A 15,987-nucleotide genomic window follows, 5' to 3' on the forward strand; every position below is an offset into this window, starting at 1 on the left:
GAACTCACCCATGGAGAGGGCGCGGATCTTTCAGTGGAAGCAGCCGGTGCTCCAGAGAAAACCATCCCGGAGATGGAGAAGACCATGGCCATCGGTGGGAAGATCGCGGTGGTGGGCCGGGCTGCGCAAAGGGTCCCCATGTACCTTGAGCGCTTCCAAACAAGGAAGGCTAAGCTCTTCGGGGCTCAAGGGCACTCCGGCTACGGAATTTTTCCCTCGGTGATCCGCATGATGGGCGCCGGTCTCATCGACAACTCCCGGATCATCACTGCTACCTTCCCCTTGACGCAAGCTATTGACGCCATTCAACGAGCCACAAAACGCGAGGATGGAAAAATCATGGTTATTCCTTAGTTAGGAGGCCAAAATGGGCAAAGCAAATTTTTGGATCACCACGGAACATCCGGCAATCGTTTTTGAAGATACCGAGGTGGGACGACTGAAGAAAAAAATCTGGGATGCCTCGGAGGAGGAGATCGATCGAATCCTTGCGGAATTTGGCATTCCTTCCCCTCCGGAGTTGGGTAAACCGGGAAGCTATATCCAGACAACGGTACGAGCCAAAGTCATCGAGAACCGCAAGAAAAATGACATTGTTTTGATCCCCGTGGGCTGCACAGAGAATCATGGTCTCCACACAATTTCCGGCTTGGACACGTTCATGGTGACCCAGATTTGCGAGGCGGTGCGGCGCTATACGGAAAAGCAAGGTCGCCCCGTGGCCCTGGCCCTTCCTCCGCTGAATTACGGAGCGCACCCTTATCACCATATTGGGATGCCGGGAACGGTGATCCTGCCCGAACATGTCGTGCGCGAGACGTTGATCGCCGTGATGCTCGGCCTTTGGAACGACGGTTTCCGAAAACAGATCATCGTGAACAACCACGGCCAACTTTGGGTTTTGGAGTCCGCCTTGCACGAGTTCATGTACCGCTACCAGCTTCCCGGGATTTTCCAAATCCTTGACTGGCATCGGGCGGTGCGCGAGTTCTTCTATCCCGCAGGGCGTCCGGATTCGTTGGAGACCCACTTTGTTCATGCGGACGAAGCGGAGACTTCCGTGGCGCTCCTCCTCTTTCCGAAGGAGATGGTGGACATGTCCCTGGCGGTGAAAACCGAAAGCGAAAATCTTTTGCCGGTAGGGCACTTCGATAACGCTGTGGATAACTTGCGTCGTCCCCACAAATGGTCCGAGGGGGAAGGCCATATCGCCATTGAACTTGCGGCTACACCGGAGGGCGTGGTAGGCGATCCCACGCGAGCCTCCGCGGAAAAGGCAAAACGTCCCATCGCTGCTATTCTCTCTTACCTGGTTTTGGTGATCGACCAGATTCTTGAGGCTTTCCCGCCGGGCACGGTGCCCCCTGTGGAAAAGGTGACTTTGCGCACGAAGGAAGAGATGGAGCCTTACCTGCGGGAGCCCGGAAGCCCGGGGTGGAAGCCGGTTTACGCTTTGGCACGGCGTGGCTTTTGACGATGAGCTGGCCGCTTGGGTTAATTGTCCCGGTCCAGGATCCTACGCCGTTCTCGGTGTTTTCCCCTGAAGAGTGGCCGGGAAGCCTGGGCCGGGTCCATGCGGCCGGATACGCTGTAGTGGAACTGGCCGTGACCGATCCAGCCTTGCTCGATCTTCAAAAGTTGGAGATTGCGCTTCGGCAATATAGCCTCAAACTCGCAGCCTTCACCACGGGGCAAGCCGCGTGGAAGGAAGGGCTTTCCCTTTCTTCAGCGGACGAAAAGATCAGAGAAAAAGCCATAAGCCGCATAATGTCTCATGCAAAAGTTGCTGAGCATCTTGAAGCTGTGGTCATCGTGGGGCTTTTGCGTGGGAAGGATGGGGATCTCCTTCTCCTCCGCGAAGCCTTGAAGGAATGCACCAAGGCCTATCCCCAGGTGCGGTTCGCCTTGGAACCCCTTAACCGTTATGAAACGACGCTTATAAACACGGTTTCCGAAGCTTTAGAGCTTATCGACCAGGTTGGTGCGGAAAACCTCGGGGTTTTGTTCGATACGTTCCATGCTAATATCGAAGAGCCCTGCATTCCCAAGGCTTTGGAACTCTGTGGAGATCGCCTTTTTCATGTACATCTTGCGGATTCCAACCGTTGGATCCCGGGTTTCGGACATTTTCCGTTTGCAGAGCTCTGGAAAGCCTTGAAAGAAGTTGGTTATAAAGGGGCTTTAGTGTTGGAGTGTTTCCCCCGCCCTGATCCCGAGCATTTGTTATCGGAAGCCGAGGTGAGGAAGCGTGTTGGGCTCTCCTGAAGCACGGGCAATCCAAGATCAATTGGGCGAAGCTTTCCAGGTCATCTCTGTAAAGCTCGTACAAAACATGCGGATTGCTCTGGTTCGCTACGGCTTGGAAAAGAAACTTTTTGTTTCGCCCCCAAGGCCGGAATTTCAGGGCTCTCCTTACAAAGGTGGACTTTTGTGTCCGCTCACGTGGCAAAATGCTCAAGCTTTAATGTCGTTGATCCCTGAACTTCGACCAACGCGTGTTTTAAATGGCCCGAGCTTTGGATTTGGGGATCGGTTGGGTTTGGCCACCCCAGGGCATGTTCAGGCTTTGGCGGAAGCAAAGGTGTTTCCCGTTTTGGCTCAACAATCTATGCGGGAAAATGCCCGTACCGGTCGCACGTTCGCCGATGTCCTTGCTGACGCGGTCTTTGGAGCATTTCAGGGAGGATGGTTTAGAGGGTTTGGAGCCGATGCTGATCATCTGAAGAGCGTGGAGGAAGCAAAGAATGCCGCACGTCTTGGTTACACTTTTTTCACTTGTGACCCTTCCGATTTTCTTGTGCCCGTAGAGCATCTTTCCGCTAGGGAATTTGCGGAAGAACGTCGAAAACTGCCGCTAGCAAAGCTGGAGAAAGAATATCTTGAGAAGAAGTTTTTCGTGCCGGAATTAGGAGAGTTTCGGTTTAAAAAGGAGGAGCTTGCTTGCATCGCGGTGAAGTATTGGCGGTCCCTGGAGTTTGCGGAAAAAATGTATCGTGCTTTGCTCGAAAAACTCCCACAAGGTTTTGATTTCGAGCTCTCCGTGGATGAGACCTCCGAACCCACCACGGAAAAAGAGCATCTTTTCTTGGCTTTGGAGCTCAGGCGACGGGAGGTGAGGCTTGCGAGCCTAGCCCCGCGCTTTCCCGGAGCCATGGAGAAAGCCGTGGACTATAAAGGCGATCTCGAGGAGTTTCGACGGTCGCTGCGCGCCCATGCCGCTATCGCCCGTGCTTTCGGCCCATACCGAATAAGCCTCCATTCCGGATCGGATAAATGGAGTCTTTATCCCATTTTGGCCGAGGAAACCGAAGGTTTTTGGCATGTGAAGACGGCGGGCACCAGTTATCTCATCGCTCTCGAAGTTTTGGCGCGCGTTTCTCCTGCACTGTTTCGTGAGATTTTAGTTCTTGCTTTCGAACGATATCCTGCGGATCGCCAAAGCTATCATGTCAGCGCTGATCTTCACAGCCTACCAGACTTTCGATCGCTGAAGGATTCGGATCTTCCCAAGCTCTTTGAAGAACCTGGGATTCGCCAAATTTTGCACGTAACCTTCGGTTCAGTGCTGCAGAAGTACGGCGCGGAGATTAAGCGCGAACTTTTAATTCATGAAGAAGAACATCATAAATTACTGGCTCAACATTTTAAACGTCATTTATGGGCTTTAGCAAAAATATAGTTTTTTTGGCATAAATATGTAGTGCCTCATTTATTGTATTTGGTCAGTATAGGGTAGCGTAACGAATTCTGTGTCACGGTCTGTGGTGGGGTAGCTTGAAGCGGAAAGGGGGTACCCCAATGGTGAACCAGGATGAACTGAAGCTGCTGTTGAAGGAGACGGTGTGGGAAATGGTGGCGTAAGCACTTCAGGCGCCGCTGTTTTTGGAGCGCGAGGCGTTTCTTCAGGAAAACGGGGGATGCAAGAATAGTAACCTATCCCGGGAAGCTCGCGACGCCGTTCGGCCAGGCAGGGCTCCGCGTCCCCCGCGACTGACAAGGTCAGTTCCGGCCGGCGCTGTTTCCCCCTTACGACGCTCGACGAGCCGTCAACCTTTCCGACCTTGTGTTGGTACTGTATGCCGTGGGGGTGTCCGACTGCAGGGTGGGGGAGGTGATGAGCCACCTCTTGGGGCACCGGTATTCCCATACCACGGTGAGCCGGATCACCCGAGCTTGTGCTGGAGCGGGTGAAGGAGTTTCGCACGTGCCCCTTGCGGAAGCGCTACACCGTGGTTATCTGGATGTCCTGTTTGTGAAGGTGTTGCACCAGGAAGCATGGGTCCAAAAGGAAGCTGTGTACGTGGTCCTGGGGACCATCCCTGAGGGCCAGCGAGAGGTACTGGGGTTTTTACCTGGTTCCCCACGGAGTCGGCCGCGGTGTGGCAGGAAGAGGTGCTCAAAAACCTCTAGGAACGAGGGTTACGGGGAGTGTTGGTGTTTGTCACCGACGACTTTCCTGGGATCGAGGAGGTCATTCCCTGGGTGCACCCGAAGGCGCGTGAGCCAATGCGTGGTGCACAAGGTATGCAGCACCTTGTCCAAGGAGGAGGACCAGGAGGCGGTGGCCTGGAACCTCAAGGGGGTTACCGGGCAGAATTCCCCAAGGAGGCGCGGAGAGCCTGGCAGAGCCTTCATGCGCCGCTGGGGAGGGCGGCTATTCTCAGGTGGTGCAAGCGAGGGAGGAGGATCTGGAGTCGTTGCTTTGTTTCTTTGGGGCATCCCAAGGCATTGGTTGGGCTTACTTGAGGAGCACAAACCTTCTGGAGCAGTTCATGCAGGAGCTGAGGCGAGGGACTAAGGTGTGAGATCACCAGTTCCCTAAGCCGAAAGCGGTGTACAAGCTCATATACCTTGAGTGTGAGGGGGAGGGGTGGAGGTGGGGAAGGAGGCTCAAGGGCTTTGCTGAGGCTCAGGAACAGCTAAACCAGTTGTTTGCCCAGCGGTACCCTGTGCCACAAAATGTGACACAGAAATCTTGGCGTGACCCTTTGGCAAAGGTTGACATAGACGGTTCTCAAACGCCTTCAAGACTTCGTCGTGGCTTTCTTTTTGCATGGTAGCTTTCCCTCCTTTCGAAAGCCTTTTTCCTGAAGGAGGCTACCATGCTGCCCTGTAAAACACAATCGCCATCACACTACCTTTCGAAAGCAAGGAAGTTTCGAAGATTTGCGGAAAAAGCGAAAAACTATCCATGCTGGCCGAACACACTACCCAAGGTACCAGGGACAAACTTAAACTACCATAGGATATGTGTGCCCGCCATATGGAATAATGGCACACACTACATTTTTTCTGTTTCTATATTGGTGGAAAACTCGCGCAACAGCTTCGTTAATATCGTTGAAATAGCAAAGTCCGGCTGCTTCAACAGCTTCGCGGGTTAGTCCTGTAGAAACAACAATTATGTGAGCTTTTCGGCGCACAAATTGTAGAAGAGCAGCAACAGAAGCAGGCAAAACTATTTCTGAATCAAGATTTTTGTTCTTTAACATTGTAGTTAATAATGCGTCGAGATTCTTTTTGCCGCATAACTCCATAAAGCTCTTATGGGGTCCTTCTCCTTCATAACATGGAGTCGCCAATATAATGACACCCCCATCGCGAACCACCTTACCAGCTGCGATGATTGCTTTACCAGCTTGCCAAAAGTCCAAATCAGCAGGAGCAGAGGAAACTATTACTACATCCGCTTTGTTGCGAGCTGTAGCACTGTAAATTTCTTTGCAATATTTAACACCCGCACGATGTGCAGTGATGAAATGGCCTGCAACAACTTTGTATATTTCATTATTTGTGGTTAACACTACATTAACAATAAAATCTAACCCAATTTTCTGTACCCATTGTTCAATTTCTGTCCTAACAGGGTTATTTAGCTCTCCAAAAACGTCGTGTCCTAAAGTTGCGGCAATAAGATGTAACCCAGCTACCGTAGGGACTCCGGCCACACCTGGATATATGATTTTCGCTCCTCCGGTATAACCTACTGCCGGATGAGGAAAGATGCTGCCGATGCCAATTTTGATGTCAGCATCTACTACACCACGGTCAATATAAATAGGAACGCCCGAACTGGTTTGCCCAATATATATTGGCTGATTTGGCGAATTTCGTATTTCATAATCTCTGCAGACGTCAATCCCAAATTTGCATAGTATTTCAGCAGACGTCATAGGGCGATGGCTACCAAGCGCTACAAAAATTGTAACATTAGATCGCGGCACTCCAGCTTTTTGGAGCTCTTCTAACACATAAGGGAGGATTATATTTAACGGAGTAGGGCGTGTTATATCTTCGCAAATAAGCGCTATTTTGTTCTTGTGATTAATACACGAACGTAACGGTAAAGCCGATATTGGATTATTTAAAGCATGGACAATCTCATGCGCGACAAGACAAGAAAGCCTAGGGCGTTTAGGGAGAAGAATCTCAACAGTCATAGACTCTGGTAACTCGAGAGTTAAGGTCTCCGAACCGTAAGGAAGTTGAACCTTCATAGAATCCAAAGAATTATTATAGGGCAGCCCATCGCTTAGGGCTGCCCCATTGGTTAATAGCAACCGTTACCTTTTAGGAAGGTATCCAATAGCAATTAAAGCCTCTTCTGCTTCTTTGATTGCTTGATCGACTGTGGCCATACCCGTCACAACCTTATAAAACATGGTAGGTATAACCCACGTGGTGTAGGTCATCTGCGCACGGCCGTCAGGAGGTGCAGGCCAGCCGAAATATTTGGCAAACCGCATGTAACCAACCAAAGGAGCTATAACAGGGTCCTCGTAAAAGACGGGATGTGCATCGAACCGTGGATGGAGGGGCATATTAAACCCTTTCCCGCTACCAATGTAGAAGTACATGTTCTCTTCTTGATACAAGAAACGGAGAAAATCTTTTGCAAGCTCGATATTGGGTGAAAAGTTCCAAATCATGAAGTGATAGACATCTGCAGAGCCATAAGTCCCCGCAGGACCTGTAACAGCGCCATGTACCCTAAGCTGGGCTGCAAGATCGGGGTCAGTCCTTCGGGCACTAATAAGAACGCTAATGGGGTTTAACGTCCATGAGCCCACACCAGAAAGGATAAAGGTGTTGTTACCAGCGTTATCCCAACCTAGCACCTCTGGAGGCATATATGGGAAAAGTTTTTTGACATATTCGATCGCTCTTCGTGTCTCCGGTGAGTCAATGGCTACTACACCTTCTTCAGTAGCAATCTTTGCGCCAAACCCCCACATTATTTGCATTAGCGAGTTATTTGCATCACCGGTAGAACTGATTGCAAAGGCTATAGGATGTCCTATTTCCCATAATTTAGGAGCAGCTGTTAGGAGGTCGTCCCACGTGTAAATCGCACTAACTCCAGCGGCAGAGAGGTAGTCTTTCCGATAAAGGCCATGAAAAGCAACAGCCCAGATAGGTAACCCTTTCCAATGGCCGTCAAGGTAGCAGAGATCTTGTGCAATTGGATGGAATGGTCCCCACCGGTCGATTATTTCCTGCACAACGTCATCGATGGGTACGAGCAAATCTTTATACAAAGACACCATTAAATTTTCGGCGCCGATTATATCATGGCCTGCTTTTGCTTCTGCTTCAGCAGCAGCTCTTGCATACATATCAGGGATAGAAACGAACTCTACAACAACGTTGACACCTCTTTCTTCGCCGAATTTTGCAGCCAGGGCTTTAAGCGCCTCATCGTTGTCTTTGACAAATGAGCTAAACATAAGGATACGAAGTGTCTCTGTTCCTGTAACGCCTACGCCGGTCACCAACAGACAGACCAATACGTAAGCGAGCCACCTACCTGCCTTGCTCCTTCCCTTGACCATGTGACCACCTCCTGGTATACTTAGTATAACTAGTATGACCAACAGAGTCAAGAGCTTTGGAAAAAGGTGGCCTTTAAGCCTGTGGAGTACCATTAACGTGGTCGGGGCCTTAGGAGGTAAAATTTGAAAGTTTATATATACAACACAGCAGATGAAATGGCCCATGCTGCTGCAAATTTAGCGGCTAGCATTTTGACTAGTTGTGTTGCTGCTAAAGGCAATGCTGTTTTCGTTGCAGCCACAGGCACTTCTCAACTCGCTTTTTTAGCTGCTTTGACAACACATAAAGAAATTCCTTGGGATAAAACGATAATGTTTCATCTTGACGAATATATAGGGTTAGATGAAAGCCATCCAGCAAGTTTTCGTAATTATCTTCGAAAACATTTGATTAGTAAAGTACCGTTGGGTAAATACTATTTAATAAATGGAAATGCACCTGATCCAGAAACAGAATGTCGCCGTTTAGCAGAGATTATTTCAGCTTATAAGATTGATATAGCTTTTGTTGGTATAGGCGAAAACGGTCATTTAGCATTTAATGACCCACCTGCGGATTTTGATACAGATGCGCCGTATATCGTGGTTAAACTTGACGAAACATCTCGATTCCAGCAAGTTAAAGAAGGGTGGTTTACAAAGATAGAAGAGGTTCCGCACACAGCCATTACTATGTCCATTAAGTGCATTTTAAAGGCAGAAGTTATAATCGCAGTTGTTCCAGAAGCACGAAAGGCTTTAGCAGTAAAACAAACTTTGGAAGGTCCGATTACGCCACTTTGTCCGGCTACAGCTTTGCGTCTGCATCCCAATGTGCATTTGTTCCTGGATAAAGATTCCGCAAGTATGTTGGACCTTTCTAAGCTACGTGCACATTATGACATTGTTGTCAAAGAAAGGAGTTAATCATGTATATGAACCTGAAAGAATTGCGTGTTGCGCAAGAATTGTTAAAAGATATAGCAATTTTTAAAAAATACCAACCTGGTGATAAGTTACCTTCTGAACGAGACCTTGCTAAAATGTTTGGAGTAAGTCGTACTGTTGTTCGTGAGGCTCTTATAGCTTTGCGCTATTTGGGGGTTATCGAGCGGTATATCAGTAGTGGTTCATATGTAAAAGAGATTGGCCCCTATAAAAGCCTCCAAAGGAAACTCGACAACTTGCTGGGACTTGGTAAAGATCCATTAGAAGCATGGCAGGCGCGAGAAGTTTTGGAACCAGGTATTGCGCGCCTAGCTGCGCGCGAGGCAACATTTATGGATATTCAACAACTGCGCAAGGCTGTGGGCGAGATGGAAGCTGCAGTTATAGCTGGTGCTATATCTAATTTTTACTCAACAGATCGAGATTTGCATTATGCAATACTGCAAGCAACACACAACGAGTACCTTTTACGGTTAATAAGTCCTTTGATAAACTGTGTTGTCCATCCTATATGGTGGGAGATAAAATCCGAGAGCATTAACGGTGCTGATGAACCATTCCGCCTGTCCTTGTCACTTCATATGCGCATAGTGCAAGCTATAGAAGCTCATGATGAAGACGCAGCCTATGCGCAAATGCAGATGCATTTTTCTGTTCTTGGGCAGTATCTTATAGACAAAAAGGAGGTGGAAAAATGGCAGAGAATAAAGTAATACAGGCAAAGGAGGGGCAAAACAATATAATCGAGCAATATTTCCAAAAAATTGTGGAGATATTATCTGCAATTAAAGACAACGAACAAAGCAGCATTAAAACCGCTGCAGAGTGGATAGCTCAAGCGATAGCTGAAGATAGATTAATCCATGTCTTTGGTACAGGTGGACATTCTGTAATGGGGGCAATGGAAGTATTTTACCGTGCGGGTTCTTTGGTTCCAATCAACCCTCTTTTTCCTCCCGGTATTTCTGTATTAGATAGTCATCCTAATACAGAAAGAATCGAAGGGTATGCAAAACATGTTTTAGAATATTATGGAGTAGGGCCTGGTGATATTTTAATAATCGTTAACGTTAATGGAATAAACGCTGTTACTATTGATGCTGCCTTTGAAGGAAAACGACGAGGAGCAAAGCTTATTGGGGTAACTTCCCCTGAATTTTCTCGTGCAGTTCCGCCAGGCATACCTGCTAGGCACTCTAGCAATAAGAATCTTTGTGACCTAGTAGATTTAGTAGTAGATGTGCATGTTCCTCCAGGTGATGCCGTGCTTTCCATTCCTGGAGTGCCTGCTAAGGTAGGAGCTAGTTCTACTTTCGCAATATGTTTTGCTCTCAACTGCATAATTGCAATGGCTGCCTTCTTGCTTACACAAAAAGGTATTACCGCTCCTATATGGGTCAGTGCCAATATACCGGGAGGCGATGAAGCGAATAAAAATTATCGTCAGCGTTACATGCATCGTATTAGGCATCTTTATTAAAGCATAAGATATGAAGTTAAAAAACGAAGAGCGTGCCGCATATGCGATGGTTGGACCAGCGCTCCTTTGCCTTTTGATTTTCGTTATGTACCCCATGTGTTTGGCAGTTTATTTATCATTGACTAATTCTACCGTTGGTCGTACAGGTTCCTTTGTGGGCATTGATAACTTTGTTTGGCTTTTTAAAACACGGTCTTTTCGTACAACTTTATGCAATGTAGGAATTTATCTTGCAGTGGCTGTTTCTCTAAAGACGGTCCTGGGCATACTTCTTGCTTTACTGCTGAATCGGGTTTCAATCTGCCCAAGACTCGTTCGAGCTTTGATTCTGCTGCCATGGGTTGCGCCGATTGCTTTGACAACGCTTGCTTGGAGATGGCTTTTTGATCCTCGATATAGCAGCATCAATTGGGCTTTGCGTTCGTTAGGTTTGATTGAAACAAATATACCGTGGCTCTCTTTTCCAACTTTTGCTAGAGTTGCTGTTATCACGGTCAATGTATGGCGAGGTTTACCCTTTTTCGCTGTCAACTTTTTAGCTGGCTTAAAGGGAATTCCACAAGAGCTTTATGAAGCAGCTAAAGTCGACGGAGCTGGCCCCTTTGCCCAGTTTAGATATATTACTCTTCCTTCGCTTGCTCCAGTTTTAGCAATTGTACTTTTGTTTTCAACTGTTATGACTATAAGTGATTTTCCCATCGTTTTTGTTCTCACTCGAGGAGGGCCTATTGACACTACTCATTTGCTCGCGACTCTGGCATACCAAGTGGGTTTGACGGGTGGCTTTATCGGGCGTGGAGCTGCTATTAGCCTTTTTTTGGCTCCTGTACTTTTTGTAGTTGTTTTTCTCTTGCTAAAACTAACAAGAGAGAGGTGGACATGGTAACGCGACGGTTACAACGCGGGTTTCGTTTTCTTATAGTTCAGTTTGGGCTTGTACCATTTATCCTTTTTGCAAGTTTTCCTTTTTATTGGATGTTACTTACATCATTTAAATCAGATATTGAATTGTATAACCTTCGTACAAATCCATTTATTATAATAAAACCAACGTTGCAACATTATTCTTACTTGTTCGCACATACTAACTTTGTGCGTTGGTTACTCAATACTTTCCTGGTTTGTAGTATTTCAACATTGTTTTCAGTACTTATAAGCACTTTTGCAGGATATGCCCTAGCACGTCTTCGCTTTCGAGGAGCTTCTTTAGCTGGCTCGCTCATATTTTTTGCATATTTAGTTCCGCCAACTTTGCTTTTCTTGCCACTTACACGCGTCATTTCGAGCTTAGGATTGGCAGACAAGCTTTGGTCTCTAATAGTTACGTATCCTTCTTTTATGATACCTTTTTCGACGTGGATGCTTATGGCTTTTTTCCGGACTATCCCCCGCGAGATTGAAGAATGCGCTTTAATCGATGGTTGTACCAGATTGCAAGCCATTCGAAGGATTGTATTACCTCTTGCTCTTCCAGGAGTTGTTACCGTGACTTTGTTTTCTTTCTTACAAGGATGGCAGGATATGATTTACTCCGCCGCTTTTATTACTACAAGTGTTCATAAAACTCTTTCTGTCGGAGTAACACAAGAGCTTATCCGTGGCGACCTTTTCTATTGGGGGTCATTAATGGGGGGAGCTCTGATTGGCTCGTTGCCGGTAATATTGATATTCGTCTTTCTTCTTGATTATTACATCTCTGGGTTAACAGCAGGTGCAATAAAAGGCTAAAAATTGGATGCAAGCAATGTAGTACAAAGGCCATGAGCACAAGTATTTTCGATAAAGGAGGCGACAATGGCTTTTTGTCTTGTGGGTGGACATATAATTACGCCGTTTCAAATCTTGCGTTCGGGTGTTGTAGCTATAGAAGGGAATCATATTATAGAAGTTAGTAACGAAAACTTTAAACTCAAAAGCAACGTTTGTGAAATTGATGTAAGCGGGTTATACGTATCGCCGGGATTCATCGACATTCACGTTCATGGTGGCGGAGGCTACGACGTAATGGACGGGTCTTTAGCTGCTCTCGAAGCTATCGCTCAAACCCATGCCAAAGGAGGAACCACAACCTGGTTAGCAACAACGCTCACAGCTCCGCTTGACCAGATTTGCAATGCTCTCGAAACTATTCAAAAAGCTATGGAAACATCTGTTTGCGGGGCTAAATTACTTGGCGCGCATCTTGAAGGACCCTATTTTCACCCTGAACAAGCTGGCGCTCAAAACACTGCGTATCTTAAACATCCAGATCCGGCTGAATACAAGGAGCTACTAGACAATTTCCCGTGTATTAAACGGGTGTCGGCTGCCCCAGAACTTCCCGGCGGGTTAGAACTTGGTCGAGAATTAAGGCAACGAGGCATTCTGGCCTCTATAGCCCATAGCAATGCTACTTACCAACAAGTTATAAAAGCAGTGGAAGCGGGCTTTTCACATGTGACGCATCTTTATTCTGGAATGTCCAGTGTGCGTCGAATAAATGCTTACCGTTTTGCTGGGGTGTTGGAAGCGACGCTCCTTTTAGACAGCCTGACCACAGAAATAATCGCTGATGGACACCACTTGCCACCCAGCTTGATGCGTTTAGTTCTGAAAACAAAAGGGACGGAACGTGTCTGTCTTGTGACAGACGCCATGGCTGCTGCTGGATTGGGGCCTGGAAGGTACAAACTGGGAGGTTTGGATGTGGTGGTTGAGGATGACGTACCCGATGAGTATGAAGTTCGTCTTGAAAAAGGAAATTACGTAGCTAAACTTGCCGACCGCAGCGCCTTTGCCGGCAGTGTAGCTACGATGAACATGTTGGTACGGAATATGGTTCATCTTGTCGGGTTACCACTAATTGAAGCCGTGAAGATGGCGACCTGGACACCAGCGCGGATTTTGGGCATTGGTCATGAGAGGGGACTTCTTGCACCGGGAATGAAAGCGGATCTTGTTGTGTTTGACGAAGAGCTCAATGTGGAGATGACAATTGTGGAAGGAGAAATTGTTTACAAAAAAGGTGACGATGCTCTATGATGCAAGAGCTCTATGGTAAGGTGGCAGTCATCACCGGGGGTGGAGGAGTTCTTCCCTCGGCCATCGCCGAGGGGTTGGCTAAGGATGGGGTGCGTTGCGTGCTTTTGGACTTGGCCGAGGAGAAGGCACAGGCGGCGCTTGAGCGCATTCGTCAAGCAGGCTCGGATGGTTTAGCCCTTAAAGCCGACGTGCTTTCCCGTGCGGATCTGGAAAAGGCCGCGGAGCAAACTTTGCGGAGCTTCGGTCAAGTGGATTTCCTCATCAACGGTGCCGGAGGAAATCATCCGCGGGCTACTACGTCTAAAGAAACCCCGTTTTTTGATCTCCCTGAAGACGCGGTGCGGTTTGTGTTCGACCTTAACTTCATGGGAACTTTTTTGGCCTGCCAAGTGTTCGGAAAGATCATGGCTGAACAAAGAGAAGGGGTGATCCTGAACATCGCTTCTATGAATGCTATTCGGCCTCTTACCCGTATTCCCGCGTACTCCGCAGCCAAAGCGGCCGTGGCCAACTTCACCCAGTGGTTGGCCGTTCATATGGCCCAAGAGTATTCCCCAAAAATCCGCGTTGTGGCCATTGCTCCGGGTTTCTTCCTCACCGAACAAAACCGCTACCTCCTTCTTGATGAAAAAGGCGAGCTCACCGAGCGAGGAAGACAAATTATCGCCCATACTCCTATGGGACGCTTTGGAGAACCTCAGGACCTTTTGGGCGTGGTGCGCTGGCTTCTCTCTCCGGCGGCTGCGTTTGTGACGGGCGTTGTCATCCCCATTGATGGAGGGTTCTCCGCTTACGCCGGTGTGTGAAAACCCCGTGACGCGTAACGAGTAACGCGTGATGGGTGAGAGTGAAAAGGTTTACAAAAAACTCGGTTTGACAGGAATGGTGTTTTAGGAGGCCAAGATGAGCAAGGGCAAAAACGTGGTAGTGCTCATGGGCGGAGGACCGACCGTAGTGATCAATAACTCCCTGCGCGCCATCGTTGAAGCCTGCTCAGCTTATTCGGAGCGTTTCGGAACCGTTTACGGAGCCTGGCACGGGGTGGAGGGGCTTTTGCGTGAGGAGCTCCTCAATCTTTCCGCTCAACCAAAGGAGGAAATCGCCCTTCTTCGCACCACCCCTGCGGCCGGAGCCATCGGCACCACCCGCTATAGGCTTGTACACGAAGAGGACCTTCGGCGAATCATCGAGGTCCTAAAAGCTCACAAGATCGGCTATTTCTTCGGGATCGGCGGAAACGACACGCAAGAGGTGTGCTTAAAGGTGGCTGAGGCCGCCGCGGCCGCGAATTACGAACTCATTGTTGTGGGGGTCCCCAAAACCATTGACAACGATCTTGGGGACCCTGAGCTGCGTCTTGTGGACCACACTCCGGGCTATGGTTCGGTGGCGCGGTATTGGGCTTGGACTTTACAGTGCCTTGAAGAGGAAAACCGCGGATCGGCTCCTGCGGACCCGGTTTTGGTGGTCCAAGCCATGGGAAGGAGGATCGGGTTCATCCCGGCCGCCTCAAGGCTCGCCGACCCGGAGCGGGAATTTCCCTTGCTCATCCTTTTCGCCGAAGCGCCCCTTCCTTTGGAAGAGGTGGCAGATCACGTAGCCGATTTGGTAAGGCGAAAAGGGCGTGCCATAGTGGTGGTCTCCGAGGGCTTTCCTGTGGGCGAGCTAGGGGCACGCACAGATTCCTTCGGACACGCGGCTTTTTCTTCCGCTAAGCTTAGCGCAGCGCAGGTCCTTGCTACCTATCTCAACGAAAAAGGGCTTCCCTCCCGAGGGTTGGCGCGTTGGCAGGTTCCCGGGACGGAGCAACGGGATGCGATTCTTTACACCTCGCCCGTGGATCTTAAAGAGGCTTATGCCGTGGGCTGTGTGGCTGTAGAGCTCGCAGTCAAGGGAATTTCAAGAGTGATGGTCACTATCCGTCGAGCGGAGGAATCGGTCTATCGCCCTGAATTCGGCACTGTCGCTCTTTCGGAAGTGGCGGGAAAAGATCGGCCATTCCCTAGGGGATGGATCGCCTCTTCTCAAGTAGACGTGACCGACGAATTTATCCGCTATGCCCGCCCCCTTTTGGGCGAGGACCTCGTTAGTGTTCCCATCGTGGATGGACGACTCCGCTTTGCTCGCTTAAAGCCGATCTTTGCGGAAAAACTTCTCCCATCCTATACTCCCGCGGCCTACCGGGGAAGGAGGTAGTGTGGGACGGAAGGAGAAGCTTGAAAACTTTCGGCCAAAACACGATTTTCTTGTGTGCATTGATTCCGATGGTTGTGTTTTTGACACCATGGGCATAAAACAGCGGGAGTGCTTCACTCCCTGGATGATCGCCTATTTTGGTCTTCAACCGGTGGCCCAGGCGGCGCGGGAGTGCAAGGAGTTCGCGGATCTTTTCTCCAAAACCCGAGGGGCAAACCGCCATATAACCCTAAAACGCATCCTTACTGAACTTCTTCCCTCACATCCCCTTGTCAGGCGTCGGGGATTTCGTGTGCCTCAACTTCCCCACTATTTCGCATGGGTGGAACAGGCTAAAGACGAGCTTTCCAACGAGGGCCTCAAAAAAGCCATTGCCCAAGCCAAAACCGAAGAAGAACGCAAAGAGTTCGAATTGGTTTTGGCCTGGAGCGAGCGGGTAAATTGGGCCATAAAAGAGATCGTCAAAGGTATTCCGCCCTTTCCCTATGTGCGGGAGACCTTGGAGAAACTTTCCGCGGTGGCCGATGTGGT

General features: G+C 48.9%; 17 protein-coding genes. 14 read left to right on the forward strand and 3 right to left on the reverse strand.

Annotated features, from left to right (window positions below):
- Window positions 1-33: 33 nt before the first annotated feature.
- From H5T41_09665 to H5T41_09680, 4 genes are read left to right on the forward strand one after another with little or no spacing between them, the layout of a single operon-like run.
- Window positions 34-354: a hypothetical protein gene (locus tag H5T41_09665; protein MBC7109028.1), complete on the forward strand. Its 321-nt coding sequence runs from the start codon at window positions 34-36 to the stop codon at window positions 352-354.
- 13 nt (window positions 355-367) lie between these two features.
- Window positions 368-1,474: a creatininase family protein gene (locus H5T41_09670; GenBank protein MBC7109029.1), complete on the forward strand. Its 1,107-nt coding sequence runs from the start codon at window positions 368-370 to the stop codon at window positions 1,472-1,474.
- Window positions 1,435-2,265 (forward strand): sugar phosphate isomerase/epimerase, encoded by an 831-nt coding sequence (locus H5T41_09675; GenBank protein ID MBC7109030.1) that lies wholly within the window; start codon window positions 1,435-1,437, stop codon window positions 2,263-2,265. The genes H5T41_09670 and H5T41_09675 overlap by 40 nt, the downstream gene beginning before the upstream one ends.
- Window positions 2,252-3,679, forward strand: a complete 1,428-nt coding sequence (locus H5T41_09680) for a hypothetical protein (protein MBC7109031.1) — start codon at window positions 2,252-2,254, stop codon at window positions 3,677-3,679. Before H5T41_09675 ends, H5T41_09680 begins: the two co-directional genes overlap by 14 nt.
- A 30-nt stretch (window positions 3,680-3,709) precedes the next feature.
- Here the strand turns inward: H5T41_09680 and H5T41_09685 are convergent, their stop codons facing one another.
- Window positions 3,710-4,123 (reverse strand): hypothetical protein, encoded by a 414-nt coding sequence (locus tag H5T41_09685; GenBank protein MBC7109032.1) that lies wholly within the window; start codon window positions 4,121-4,123, stop codon window positions 3,710-3,712.
- Here H5T41_09685 and H5T41_09690 point away from each other — a divergent pair.
- Window positions 4,016-4,798 carry a transposase gene (locus tag H5T41_09690; GenBank protein ID MBC7109033.1) on the forward strand — a complete coding sequence of 261 codons (783 nt, stop codon included), beginning with the start codon at window positions 4,016-4,018 and terminating at the stop codon, window positions 4,796-4,798. The two genes, H5T41_09685 and H5T41_09690, sit on opposite strands and share 108 nt — an antisense overlap.
- A 433-nt stretch (window positions 4,799-5,231) precedes the next feature.
- Here H5T41_09690 and larA read toward each other — a convergent pair whose 3' ends face one another.
- Together larA and H5T41_09700 are read right to left on the reverse strand one after the other, a co-directional pair.
- Complete coding sequence (larA, locus tag H5T41_09695; GenBank protein MBC7109034.1) at window positions 5,232-6,497, reverse strand: nickel-dependent lactate racemase; 1,266 nt, start codon at window positions 6,495-6,497, stop codon at window positions 5,232-5,234.
- Between the two features lie 66 nt (window positions 6,498-6,563).
- Window positions 6,564-7,832 (reverse strand): extracellular solute-binding protein, encoded by a 1,269-nt coding sequence (locus H5T41_09700; protein MBC7109035.1) that lies wholly within the window; start codon window positions 7,830-7,832, stop codon window positions 6,564-6,566.
- A 123-nt stretch (window positions 7,833-7,955) separates the two neighbouring features.
- Between H5T41_09700 and H5T41_09705 the strand changes: the two genes are divergently transcribed.
- The 9 genes from H5T41_09705 to H5T41_09745 all read left to right on the forward strand — a co-directional run.
- Complete coding sequence (locus tag H5T41_09705; GenBank protein ID MBC7109036.1) at window positions 7,956-8,738, forward strand: glucosamine-6-phosphate deaminase; 783 nt, start codon at window positions 7,956-7,958, stop codon at window positions 8,736-8,738.
- 8 nt (window positions 8,739-8,746) lie between these two features.
- A complete protein-coding gene (locus H5T41_09710; GenBank protein MBC7109037.1) occupies window positions 8,747-9,472 on the forward strand; it encodes a FadR family transcriptional regulator in 726 nt (241 codons plus the stop codon).
- On the forward strand, window positions 9,454-10,239 hold the full coding sequence (locus H5T41_09715; GenBank protein MBC7109038.1) for an SIS domain-containing protein: 786 nt from the start codon (window positions 9,454-9,456) through the stop codon (window positions 10,237-10,239). The genes H5T41_09710 and H5T41_09715 overlap by 19 nt, the downstream gene beginning before the upstream one ends.
- Before the next feature lie 10 nt (window positions 10,240-10,249).
- A complete protein-coding gene (locus H5T41_09720) occupies window positions 10,250-11,125 on the forward strand; it encodes a sugar ABC transporter permease (protein MBC7109039.1) in 876 nt (291 codons plus the stop codon).
- Entirely contained in the window at window positions 11,119-11,967 is an 849-nt protein-coding gene (locus H5T41_09725) for a carbohydrate ABC transporter permease (GenBank protein ID MBC7109040.1), read from the forward strand. The genes H5T41_09720 and H5T41_09725 overlap by 7 nt, the downstream gene beginning before the upstream one ends.
- A 66-nt stretch (window positions 11,968-12,033) precedes the next feature.
- A complete protein-coding gene (gene nagA / locus H5T41_09730; GenBank protein MBC7109041.1) occupies window positions 12,034-13,260 on the forward strand; it encodes an N-acetylglucosamine-6-phosphate deacetylase in 1,227 nt (408 codons plus the stop codon).
- On the forward strand, window positions 13,257-14,066 hold the full coding sequence (locus tag H5T41_09735; GenBank protein MBC7109042.1) for an SDR family oxidoreductase: 810 nt from the start codon (window positions 13,257-13,259) through the stop codon (window positions 14,064-14,066). Before nagA ends, H5T41_09735 begins: the two co-directional genes overlap by 4 nt.
- Before the next feature lie 97 nt (window positions 14,067-14,163).
- Entirely contained in the window at window positions 14,164-15,456 is a 1,293-nt protein-coding gene (locus H5T41_09740) for a diphosphate--fructose-6-phosphate 1-phosphotransferase (GenBank protein ID MBC7109043.1), read from the forward strand.
- 1 nt (window position 15,457) lies between these two features.
- The coding region (locus H5T41_09745; protein MBC7109044.1) for an HAD family hydrolase at window positions 15,458-15,987 on the forward strand (530 nt) is incomplete at its 3' end.

The sequence above is a fragment of the Methanomassiliicoccales archaeon genome, from assembly GCA_014361295.1.
Taxonomy (GTDB): domain Archaea; phylum Thermoplasmatota; class Thermoplasmata; order Methanomassiliicoccales; family JACIVX01; genus JACIVX01.

Bases quoted from the DNA above. Each gene is read 5' to 3' on its own strand.
- H5T41_09670 (MBC7109029.1), top strand. From the start codon at position 368: ATGGGCAAAGCAAATTTTTGGATCACCACGGAACATCCGGCAATCGTT.
- larA (MBC7109034.1), bottom strand. From the start codon at position 6,497: ATGAAGGTTCAACTTCCTTACGGTTCGGAGACCTTAACTCTCGAGTTA.
- H5T41_09700 (MBC7109035.1), bottom strand. From the start codon at position 7,832: ATGGTCAAGGGAAGGAGCAAGGCAGGTAGGTGGCTCGCTTACGTATTG.
- H5T41_09710 (MBC7109037.1), top strand. From the start codon at position 8,747: ATGAACCTGAAAGAATTGCGTGTTGCGCAAGAATTGTTAAAAGATATA.
- H5T41_09715 (MBC7109038.1), top strand. From the start codon at position 9,454: ATGGCAGAGAATAAAGTAATACAGGCAAAGGAGGGGCAAAACAATATA.
- H5T41_09720 (MBC7109039.1), top strand. From the start codon at position 10,250: ATGAAGTTAAAAAACGAAGAGCGTGCCGCATATGCGATGGTTGGACCA.
- H5T41_09725 (MBC7109040.1), top strand. From the start codon at position 11,119: ATGGTAACGCGACGGTTACAACGCGGGTTTCGTTTTCTTATAGTTCAG.
- nagA (MBC7109041.1), top strand. From the start codon at position 12,034: ATGGCTTTTTGTCTTGTGGGTGGACATATAATTACGCCGTTTCAAATC.
- H5T41_09735 (MBC7109042.1), top strand. From the start codon at position 13,257: ATGATGCAAGAGCTCTATGGTAAGGTGGCAGTCATCACCGGGGGTGGA.
- H5T41_09740 (MBC7109043.1), top strand. From the start codon at position 14,164: ATGAGCAAGGGCAAAAACGTGGTAGTGCTCATGGGCGGAGGACCGACC.